The organism is Aeromonas sp. 604176 (assembly GCF_049170755.1).
GTDB classification, from domain to species: domain Bacteria; phylum Pseudomonadota; class Gammaproteobacteria; order Enterobacterales; family Aeromonadaceae; genus Aeromonas; species Aeromonas veronii_A.
This window is the reverse complement of sequence record NZ_JAAKNE010000143.1, coordinates 1-9,473: the sequence shown is the minus strand read 5'-3', so window position 1 is coordinate 9,473 and position 9,473 is coordinate 1. Positions and strand designations below refer to the sequence as shown.

Genomic DNA, 9,473 nt, shown 5'->3' with positions numbered 1-9,473 from the left:
AACTCCGGCAAGCTGCTGGGCAAAACCGTGGCCCTCTCCTACTGCTCTACCATTCTGGCGGGGCTGTTCGCCTTTACCGTGGCGAGCCACCTGATCCCGCAGTTCACCACCGCCGCCGAGCCCACCACGGCCACAGCCATCAAGCTCGCCTCCTATGTCAATCTCGAGATCCCGCCGCTGTTTGGCGTGATGTCGGCACTGGCTGCCGCCTTCGTGTTCGGCATCGGCATCAGCGCCACCCAGGCCACCGATCTGCGCCGTGTCGCCGATCAGGGCCGTGACATCATCGACCGCCTGCTGGCCAAGGTGATCATCCCGCTGCTGCCGTTCTATATCGCGGGTGTCTTTGTCGAGATGACGGTAGAAGGCACCGTATTCGCTACCCTGAAAACCTTCGGCGTGGTGCTGGTGATGGCCATCCTGATGCACTGGATCTGGCTCTCCGTACTGTTTATCGGCACAGGTCTGGCTCTTGGCCGCTCACCGGCCCAGCTCATCAAGAACATGCTGCCCGCCTACTTCACCGCACTGGGGACCATGTCGAGCGCCGCCACCATTCCGGTCGCCCTGCAATCGAGCAAGAACAACGGGGTGAGCGACAGCATCGCCAACTTCACCGTACCGCTGTGCGCCACCATTCACCTGTGTGGCTCCACCATTACCCTGGTCACCTGCGCCACCGCGGTGATGTTCCTCTCCGAGCATCTGGCCATTCCGGGCATCGAAACCATGCTCCCCTTCATCATGATGCTGGGGGTGATCATGATCGCCGCCCCGGGCGCACCGGGTGGTGGCGTAATGTCGGCGCTGGGCCTGCTCACCTCCATGCTCGGCTTTGGTGAAGCCTCCATCGCCCTGATGATCGCCCTCTATCTGGCGCAGGACAGCTTCGGCACCGCCTGCAACGTCACCGGTGACGGCGTGATTGCCCTGTGGGCGGATCGCTTCGCCAACGGTAGCGAGAGCGCAGCTCCAGTGGCCGAGGCCGAACAGGCGTAAGCTCGCCGGGATAGCCCGACCATCCTCTGCAAAACCGCAGGCCCGAACCATGTTCGGGCCTGCGTCGTTTCTGTCCCCTTCACTGCTTTTGTTAGTATTCCTCCTCCCCCTCTTTACCCCTCTCTGCCGTGAACAGCACTGGCGCTACCCTCTGCATCAGACAAAATTATTGGCATATGCTACATATGAGCGTATAAATAGCTTATGCCAATTAGGAGCCACCATGCCAAGACCCAAGATTGCCCGCCAGATCTGTGGCCGCCCCGCCAACAGCTGCTTCAAACCCAACGGCCGCCCCATGCATCAGCTGGAACAGGTCACGCTGGCCCCTGACGAGTTCGAGGCACTGCGCCTCGTCGACCTTCAAGGAATGCAGCAGCAGGAGGCCGCCCTGATGATGGGGGTTTCCCGCCAGACCCTGGCCAATATCCTGAAAAAAGGGCGCTACAAGGTGGTGGAGTGTCTGAGTCTGGGCAAAGCATTGATGATGCAACCCGCCGAGCCCGACCACCCAACCAGTGGAGAAGAGCCGACATGAATGCTGTCACAACCATGACCACCAACCCCAGCAACAGCGCCCTGATGCTGAGTCAGGGGCTGCTGGCTGGCCACTTTACCCGTGCCGAGCAGCTGCAATTCTTAACCCCGAAGGGAACGTTATCGCCACCCTGACCAACCCGGCCACCGCCGAAGGCTGCCACGGCAAGCAAGCGCTGCTCGACGCCCTTGCCCATCATCAGGTGGGTCAGGTAGTGGTGCGCAATATCGGCGAGCGGATGCTGGGTCGCCTGCTGGCGGCAAATATCCGGGTGCTGCAGTGCCTCTCTGCCCGCCTGCCGCTGCCCGCGCTGTTGGCCCCCACCAATTTGCAACCTCTTACCGAGGCAAGTCAGGGGCGTCCGTCTCGCCGTCATCAGAGCAAATCTGCGATCCGTGCCATCCAGCCAGTCGGCGCAGGCCAGAGTCATAGCCATTGTCATGGTGGTTGCAACAGTGGCTCCGATCACTGTTGCGCCAGTAGTGGCAATCAGGCAGAGAGCCCACTGCAAGGCCATACTTGTTGCCACGGCAGTGAAGGCGCCAACCAGCAGGGCGGTTGCTGCCATAATCACTGATGCCATCGCCGTGTATGTCATCACCATCAAGGAGAAGAGATCATGTCCATCTGGTTGTTGAGCCTGCTCGCCTCGTTCGTACTGATCCTGGCCATGGGCACCATCATCTGGTGGCGCCAATACCAGCTTGCCCAGAAGCGGGAAGATAAAGAGGTGCGCCCCTGTGGCTGCTCCAGCGCCTGCGCGGATCACCTCTACCAGATCAGCGAGCCGACGCCCAAAAAGTAACCTGAGCGCAAACGCCATAGCCGCAGATACAAGGTCGGCAAAATAAGGGCGCGTGAAATCGAGAAGAGCATAAAAGAGAGGGGGCACCTGCTGGTGCCCCCTCTCTATTTATTCCTCGTCATGCTTGAACCGCCTCTTTCCCCCTTACGCTCATCACACGCGCTCAACCCGGCTCTGCGCCACTGGCCGCCACACCGGATGAACTGGCGGGATCCTGATACTGCTGATAGATGGCATAAAACTCGGCCTTGTTGTGCAGGGCCGCAGCGACACAGGTGGGATCAAACTGGCTGCCGGCATGCTCCTCCAGATAGGCAAACGCCGTCTCGAACGGCCAGGCCTGCTTGTAGGGGCGCTCGCTGGTCAGGGCATCAAAAACATCAGCCACCGTCACGATACGCGCCGCCAGCGGGATCGCCTCCCCCGCCAGGCCCAGCGGATAACCGGTGCCATCAAAACGCTCATGATGGCCTGCGATGATGTTGGTCAGCATATCGGTGTGGTGAATGCCATCGAGGCCAAACTCATTGATCATCAGGCTGATCATCTCTCGCCCCTTGCTGGTGTGAACCTTCATGATCTCGAACTCTTCCGGGGTCAGCTTGCCCGGCTTGAGTAAAATGGCATCCGGCACCGCGATCTTGCCGATGTCGTGCAGCTCGGAGAAGAGGTAGACAAACTCCACCTCCTCGTCGCTCAGCCCGCAAGTCGGGGCCAGCGTCTTGGCGATCAGTCGGGAGTAGGCCGACATCCGATGCAGATGGTTGGCGGTCTCCTCATCCCGATAGCGACTGAACTCCCGTGCCGTGGTCAGCGCGCCGCCGAGGGTCTGAATAGAGAAGAACTCCACCGCAATGATGGCGGACAACATCTGGGCATAGGCCGACAGCTCGCTTTGGATCGACTCATCGAAATAGCCCGGCTCCATGGCATCGCAAAACAGAAAACCAAACAGCTTGCTGTTGAACAACAGCGGCTCGGTATAGCTGGAGGCATAGCCCGCCTCCAGCAGCTTGCGGCTGTGTTCCGACGCGGAACCACGCAGGGCATCGAGATTGCCAAGCACCCGGGGGTGCTTGTGCTCCGCCAGATAGCGCAAGGAGGGAACATCGCTCAGCTTCACCTCATACTGCACCAGCGGCGAGGGCCCCTCGGTGCTGTGGGCGAAGGTCTTGAGCTGATCGGTATGGGGATCGTAAATCGCAATGGCCACCCGACTCAGCTTGTCAAAACGCTCGCGTAGCGTAGCGTGCAGATTCTGCATTCTTTCGCCAAATGAACTTTCCATTGCCTTCTCCACCGGATCACCATGATGGGAGTATAGGGGCACCCGTGACAGGGTTCCCAGCCACAGACCGCGAAATTGACTAATAAGTCAGCAATGCATATTGCCAGCCACAAACCTGTGCAGCAGGGACTGCGCGCCAGTCAGGGCTCCACCATCAGCCGCTATTCGCACGGCCCAATCCTGCCCACTCGGAGATATTGTTAGGTTCTGCCATGCTGGCTGTATAGTTTTTGGTTAACCATTCCGGTAAAATCCGCGCCCTTAAAGAAGAGCCACCTAAGAGTGATTGAGCGATGTCCAACACAAAACAGGCCCCCAAAGTAGGATTCGTCTCCTTGGGTTGCCCCAAAAACCTGGTCGATTCAGAACGCATCCTGACCCAGCTGCGTACCGAAGGGTACGATGTGGTGCCCAGCTATGACGATGCCGAGCTGGTCGTCGTCAACACCTGCGGCTTTATCGACAGCGCGGTGCAAGAGTCGCTGGAAGCGATCGGCGAAGCACTAGCCGAGAACGGCAAGGTGATCGTCACCGGCTGCCTGGGTGCCAAAGAGAACCAGATCCGCGAGATCCACCCCAAGGTGCTCGAGATCACCGGCCCCCACGCCTATGAAGAGGTGCTGGGTCACGTCCACAAATATGTGGAGAAGCCGCAGCACAACCCCTTCACCAGTCTGGTACCGGCCCACGGCGTCAAGCTGACCCCGCGCCACTACGCCTATCTGAAGATTTCCGAAGGCTGCAACCACCGCTGCACCTTCTGCATCATCCCCTCCATGCGCGGGGATTTGGTGAGCCGCCCCATCGGCGACGTGCTGGCCGAAGCCAAGCGTCTGAAAGAGGCCGGCGTGAAGGAGCTGCTGGTGATCTCCCAGGACACCTCCGCCTACGGCGTCGATGTGAAGCACCGCACCGGTTTCTACGACGGCATGCCGGTCAAGACCAGCATGGTCGCCCTGTGCGAAGAGTTGGCCAAGCTCGATATCTGGGTACGTCTGCACTACGTCTACCCCTACCCGCACGTGGATGACGTCATCCCGCTGATGCGTGATGGCAAGATCCTGCCCTACCTCGACATCCCGCTGCAGCACGCCAGCCCGCGCATCCTCAAACTGATGAAGCGCCCGGGTTCGGTCGAGCGCACCCTGGAGCGGATCCAGAAGTGGCGCGAGATCTGCCCGCAGATCACCCTGCGCTCCACCTTTATCGTCGGCTTCCCGGGCGAGACCGAGGAAGATTTCCAGATGCTGCTGGACTTTATCGACAAGGCGGAGCTGGATCGGGTCGGTTGCTTCAAATACAGCCCGGTCGAAGGGGCGCTGGCCAACGAGCTGCCGGATCCGGTACCGGAAGCGATTCAGGAAGAGCGCTTCCAGCGCTTTATGGAGCTGCAACAGCAGGTCTCCATCCGCAAGCTGGCCCGCAAAGTGGGTCAGGAGATGACCGTCATCATCGACGAAGTGGATGAAGAAGGTGCCACTGGCCGCTCCTTCGCCGATGCGCCGGAGATCGACGGTCTGGTCTACCTCAACGGCGAAACCGGCCTCAAGCCGGGCGATATGGTCAAGGTGCGGATCGATGAATCCGACGAATATGACCTGTGGGCCAGCCTGATTAGCTAACCCTTGCTGACCACCGCTCAATGAAAAAGCGCCTTCGGGCGCTTTTTTATGCTTCCAGATTGCACTTCTACACCAGTAAGCCCCACTTTGCGGTACAAAACTGGTATATCCGTATGCAAGGGTGTGTAATAGTCGTTTCTGTTTGGCGACGACTCGAAATCCCATGCAACTCAAACCCCTTCTCAAGGGACGCTTTCAGCCCCACTGGCAGGCCAGTCATGATCTTATCGTGCAGGTAGTGCAATCCTGCATCACGGAGCAGCATCTGATCCCCGAGGGGGAGCCCCTGATGCGTCAGGGGGAGCTATTGCGGGATCTGGTGCTGGTACCGGGCGGCCGCATCGCCATGGGCCACACCGCCATGAATGGCCGCCGCTTTCAGCTCGGCACCCTGGAGTGCGACAACCAGCTGTTTGGCGAGATGGAGTTCTTCACCGGCTACCGCTGCCAGCTCGACATCATCGCCGAGGAGCCGCTGGAAGTGGCCCGCATCGACGGCGAGCAGCTGGAGCAGGCGCTGGTCGCCCACCCCAAGGTGGCGCTCTTCTTTGCCACCGCCATTGCCATCGACTATCAGGACACGGTGGATATCTTCACCTGCCGCATGCTCTACCCCATCAGCTACAACATCGCCCTCGACCTCTATCACAGCCACTGCCACCACAACCCGGTGAGCGGCTTTCGCAAGGGGTATCAGGAGGCGGAACGCTTCGGCACGACCGACCGGGTCTACCGGCGGGCGGTGAAAGAGCTGATGGAGAAGGGACTGGTGGAGCGCGGCGAAGAGGGATTGCAGATCCGCGATCTGGCGGGGCTCAAGGCCTTTCTGGAGCAGCCATAAGTCGCAGGCCTCAGTTGCCGACTGAGCAGCAACAAGCGGAACAGCAACAAAAAAGAGGGGCGGTTTATACCGCCCCTCTTGCTGTTTACTCCCCCGCTCAGGCGAGACAGGGCTGAGGCCGGGCCATGCGCAGCGAGGCTACCAGCATGGCGAGGATCACGGCGTAGATAAGCGGGATGGCGTACATCACCGCCTGCAGGCCGATCACCTGCTCGAACAGGGCGCTGATGGCCGGGCTGAACATGGCCCCCGCGCTGCCGCTGATGAGAATATAGGAGACGTTCTTGCTCGATGCCTGGCGCACAAACGACACCCCGTAGGCGATAAAGGCGTTGTAGAGCGCGGCGCAGACAAAGCCGTAACCGTAGGTGAGGTATGGCAGCTGGCTCAGGTTGTCGGTGGTGACGATAAGCGCCGTCATCCCCATCGCCAGAGTGATGATCACCAACAGGAAGGTGCGGATCGCAATGCGGGTCACGATGGCGGTCGACACCAGCGCGCCGAGCAGGGCCGCCGTCCAGTACTGGGTGATGATGTTGCCCGCCTCCTCGAAGGGGATGCCGAACTTGTTCTTCACGAACATGGGCGCCCAAGTGAGGAAGGTGTAGAGCGCCAGCATGCCCAGAAAAAGCCCCAGCCCACCGCTGATGATGCCAAGGTTCCACTCCGAGTGCTCGTTGCCGGCGCTCTCGCCGCCCGCCTCACAGCTGCGGAAGTTGGTCAGCACCGCCACCAGCATGGTCGCCAGTGCCACCACGCCCACCGCCAGATAGCTCCAGCTCCACGCCATGGCGTGAGTGAGCGTATAGGTGGTGACAAGCGGGAAGACCACCCCGGCCACGTTGAAGGTGGCATCCTGCACCACCAGCATGGTGCTCTGCATCCGCGCCTGCCAGACGCTCACCACTAGAGTCCCCGCAATGCAGAGTCCCACCCCACCGCACAGGCCAATCACCGTCATGGCCGCCATCACCACATAGAGCGAGCCGGTCAGATGAAGCGAAGCCGCCGCCAGCGCGATCAGGCCGTAGCAGAGCAGCGTCATCCGCTTGAGGCCCACCTTCTCGATGAGGAAGAAGGCGGCAATGGTGCCCGCCAGCGCCCCGCCGTTGAGCAGGGAGAAGATGGAGGCCACCTGATTGACGTCGGCGCCGAACTTGGCGGCGATGGGGTCGATCAGCATGCCGAACTGGGTCGCAAAACCGGCCATCACGAAGTTGGCCAGGAAGCTGATGGCAGTGAGGGAGAGCTTATTGTTCATATTGGATCTCTCTTGGGGTCAGGGTGCGTGCAGGGTTGGGCGGGCCGCGGCGCTTACAGCGCGGTGTGCAGCGCCAGCTCGATCATCTGGTTGAAGGAGAGTTGCCGCTCCTCGGCAGTGGTCTCTTCACCGGTCAGGCAGTGGTCGGAGACGGTCAGGATGGCGAGCGCCTCGATCCCCTGCTGATGGGCCAGCCCGTAGAGACCGGCCACCTCCATGTCGATGCCGAGCACGCCGAACTTCTCCAGCGCCGGAATGAGGTTTTCATCCGGATCGTAATAGAGGTCGCCGGTGAAGATATTGCCCACCTTGACCGGAATGCCCTTCTCCTGCGCCTGGGTGTACGCCTTGTGCAGCAGGGCAAAGTCGGCCGAGGTCGCCATCTGGTAACCGGCGCTGCGCTTGGCATTGGTCGGGGAATCTGTGCCCGCCGCCTGCGCCAGAATGACGTCGCGCATCTGCACGTGGCGCTGGGTCGCTCCCAGACTGCCGATGCGGATGATCCGCTTGACCCCGAAGTCGTTCACCAGCTCGTGGGCGTAGAGCACCATGGAGGGGATCCCCATGCCGTGGCCCATCACCGAGATACGCTGGCCGTTGTAATAGCCGGTGTAGCCCAGCATATTGCGCACATTGGTCACCTCGCGTGCATTGGTCAGAAAGGTCTCGGCGATATAGCGGGCCCGCAGCGGGTCCCCCGGCATAATGACGGTCTCGGCGAAATCGCCCGGGTTGGCATTGATATGAGCGGTCATGGTTGTTGTGCTCCAGTTTGACTCGTTTTATTGTTTTGATGTGGCCATCCTAGCCGCCACCCCACCTCCCCTTGCAGGACAAAAGTCCTGTTGTCCCGATCGAGATCCCAGTTCCGGTAACTTGTTGTCTGCTACATCGCATACCGCATGCTTTTCGACGTTGCTTGCCAAGGCTTGCCCATCACAGCCACCCGCCATTCCCGACCTACCGGTGTAAAAAAGCGGGAGGGCAACGCCCCTCCCGCTCGGTAGGCCCTGCGAATGACGCTACAGGCCGACGGCATTGTTCACTCTGCCGGTTGACACGCAATGCCAGCCATGGGCTGGCTAGCTCAAATCATGCAGTGCCTTGCCAAGGGGCGGCGTGAGGCGCAGATCCGAAAAACGCACCACCAACCCCTGTCGCTCGGGGGTGCAGCACATCACTCCGATAAAGCAGCGCTCGCCTGGCGGGAACGGAGCGAGCCGCAGCAGTGGCCACACCTCGCCATCGGTGGAGTATTGCAGACGCAGACAATCGGCCAGCCGGGTCAGGCGCAGCCAGAAACGGCGCGGATTGCCGCTGAAAATACCGGTGGCCCAGTCAGATCGCAGATTGGTGAGCACGCTGCCGATCATCGGTTGGGCATCGTTGTACTCTATCCCCGCTTTGAGCCAGTGCGCCTCGTCTTGCAGCAACATCAACCCCGCCTGATCGTAGAGGGTGGTGAACTCCCCTTCGACACAGACCTGAAAGGTAAATTCACCCTCGACCTCACAGCCATAGAGATGCCCACTGTGGCGCTCGAAACCATACCAGGTGCTGCGCCAAAAATCGGTCTGCTTGTCCGTTACCACCAGCAAGCCGTCGCTTGTTTTGTGCCATTCGGCCGGTTCATTGAGCCAGCACCATTCAAGCCCTTCCCTCATCCTCTTTTGCTCCTGTTCTCGCCATGTTTCCCGTTGTCACCGGCCCATAACACTCGGGCGCGCTCATACTATCGCTGGCCATTCGGCCACGAGCCCCAGCTGCGAGCGGCCAACCAAAGGGACTCCATTGTGTCGCCATCATGACTGGCGAGCAAGCCGTTGGGGCCAACCTTGCAACCGATAGGCGATCGGGCAAGTAAAAGGGGGCCCCTATTGCACGACGATAAGACATCTCGATATGGGCTCGAGTCGACTAACAGGTGGTCGATAGAGGGGACGCTTCAAGCCAGCCAACATCAGATGGCATATCAGGCATCACACGAAACGAAAAAGCCCAAGCAATCTAATTGCTTGGGCTTGGTATGTGGCGGAGAGACAGGGATTCGAACCCTGGGTGGCATTGCTGCCACAATTGATTTCGAGTCAATCCCGTTCGGCCACTCCGGCATCTCTCC

9 protein-coding genes, 1 tRNA gene and 1 pseudogene are annotated in these 9,473 nt (G+C 60.3%); 6 read left to right on the top strand and 5 right to left on the bottom strand.

Annotated elements, in window-relative coordinates:
• The 4 genes and pseudogenes from G5358_RS18815 to G5358_RS18800 form a co-directional block, all read left to right on the top strand.
• Positions 1-999, top strand: a 999-nt coding sequence (locus G5358_RS18815) for a dicarboxylate/amino acid:cation symporter (RefSeq protein ID WP_421324685.1), incomplete at its 5' end; no start/stop codon positions are given.
• Positions 1,000-1,222: 223 nt separating this feature from the next.
• Positions 1,223-1,537: a DUF134 domain-containing protein gene (locus G5358_RS18810; RefSeq protein WP_216951701.1), complete on the top strand. Its 315-nt coding sequence runs from the start codon at positions 1,223-1,225 to the stop codon at positions 1,535-1,537.
• Positions 1,534-2,114, top strand: a pseudogene (locus G5358_RS18805) (NifB/NifX family molybdenum-iron cluster-binding protein). The gene G5358_RS18810 and the pseudogene G5358_RS18805 overlap by 4 nt, the downstream one beginning before the upstream one ends.
• Before the next feature lie 42 nt (positions 2,115-2,156).
• On the top strand, positions 2,157-2,342 hold the full coding sequence (locus G5358_RS18800) for a hypothetical protein (RefSeq protein ID WP_005338109.1): 186 nt from the start codon (positions 2,157-2,159) through the stop codon (positions 2,340-2,342).
• Between the two features lie 163 nt (positions 2,343-2,505).
• Here G5358_RS18800 and G5358_RS18795 read toward each other — a convergent pair whose 3' ends face one another.
• Positions 2,506-3,630: an HD domain-containing phosphohydrolase gene (locus G5358_RS18795; protein WP_216951702.1), complete on the bottom strand. Its 1,125-nt coding sequence runs from the start codon at positions 3,628-3,630 to the stop codon at positions 2,506-2,508.
• A 293-nt stretch (positions 3,631-3,923) separates the two neighbouring features.
• Between G5358_RS18795 and rimO the strand changes: the two genes are divergently transcribed.
• Positions 3,924-5,252, top strand: a complete 1,329-nt coding sequence (gene rimO, locus G5358_RS18790; protein WP_216951703.1) for a 30S ribosomal protein S12 methylthiotransferase RimO — start codon at positions 3,924-3,926, stop codon at positions 5,250-5,252.
• A 163-nt stretch (positions 5,253-5,415) separates the two neighbouring features.
• The gene (locus G5358_RS18785) at positions 5,416-6,093 is read left to right on the top strand and encodes a Crp/Fnr family transcriptional regulator (protein WP_216951704.1); all 678 of its coding nucleotides are present in this window, start codon (positions 5,416-5,418) and stop codon (positions 6,091-6,093) included.
• 97 nt (positions 6,094-6,190) lie between these two features.
• On the opposite strand, the gene tsgA is transcribed toward G5358_RS18785, so the two are convergent.
• From tsgA to G5358_RS18765, 4 genes are all read right to left on the bottom strand, one after another.
• Positions 6,191-7,354: an MFS transporter TsgA gene (gene tsgA, locus G5358_RS18780; protein WP_216951705.1), complete on the bottom strand. Its 1,164-nt coding sequence runs from the start codon at positions 7,352-7,354 to the stop codon at positions 6,191-6,193.
• A 53-nt stretch (positions 7,355-7,407) separates the two neighbouring features.
• Positions 7,408-8,109: a purine-nucleoside phosphorylase gene (gene deoD / locus G5358_RS18775; RefSeq protein ID WP_216951706.1), complete on the bottom strand. Its 702-nt coding sequence runs from the start codon at positions 8,107-8,109 to the stop codon at positions 7,408-7,410.
• A 327-nt stretch (positions 8,110-8,436) separates the two neighbouring features.
• Positions 8,437-9,018 (bottom strand): DUF1349 domain-containing protein, encoded by a 582-nt coding sequence (locus G5358_RS18770; protein WP_216951707.1) that lies wholly within the window; start codon positions 9,016-9,018, stop codon positions 8,437-8,439.
• Between the two features lie 365 nt (positions 9,019-9,383).
• Positions 9,384-9,473, bottom strand: a tRNA-Ser gene (locus G5358_RS18765).

What these genes read in the sequence shown, in the direction of transcription:
- G5358_RS18810 (WP_216951701.1), top strand. Translation starts at nt 1,223, where the DNA reads ATGCCAAGACCCAAGATTGCCCGCCAGATCTGTGGCCGCCCCGCCAAC.
- G5358_RS18770 (WP_216951707.1), bottom strand. Translation starts at nt 9,018, where the DNA reads ATGAGGGAAGGGCTTGAATGGTGCTGGCTCAATGAACCGGCCGAATGG.
- G5358_RS18800 (WP_005338109.1), top strand. Translation starts at nt 2,157, where the DNA reads ATGTCCATCTGGTTGTTGAGCCTGCTCGCCTCGTTCGTACTGATCCTG.
- G5358_RS18795 (WP_216951702.1), bottom strand. Translation starts at nt 3,630, where the DNA reads ATGGAAAGTTCATTTGGCGAAAGAATGCAGAATCTGCACGCTACGCTA.
- G5358_RS18785 (WP_216951704.1), top strand. Translation starts at nt 5,416, where the DNA reads ATGCAACTCAAACCCCTTCTCAAGGGACGCTTTCAGCCCCACTGGCAG.
- rimO (WP_216951703.1), top strand. Translation starts at nt 3,924, where the DNA reads ATGTCCAACACAAAACAGGCCCCCAAAGTAGGATTCGTCTCCTTGGGT.
- deoD (WP_216951706.1), bottom strand. Translation starts at nt 8,109, where the DNA reads ATGACCGCTCATATCAATGCCAACCCGGGCGATTTCGCCGAGACCGTC.
- tsgA (WP_216951705.1), bottom strand. Translation starts at nt 7,354, where the DNA reads ATGAACAATAAGCTCTCCCTCACTGCCATCAGCTTCCTGGCCAACTTC.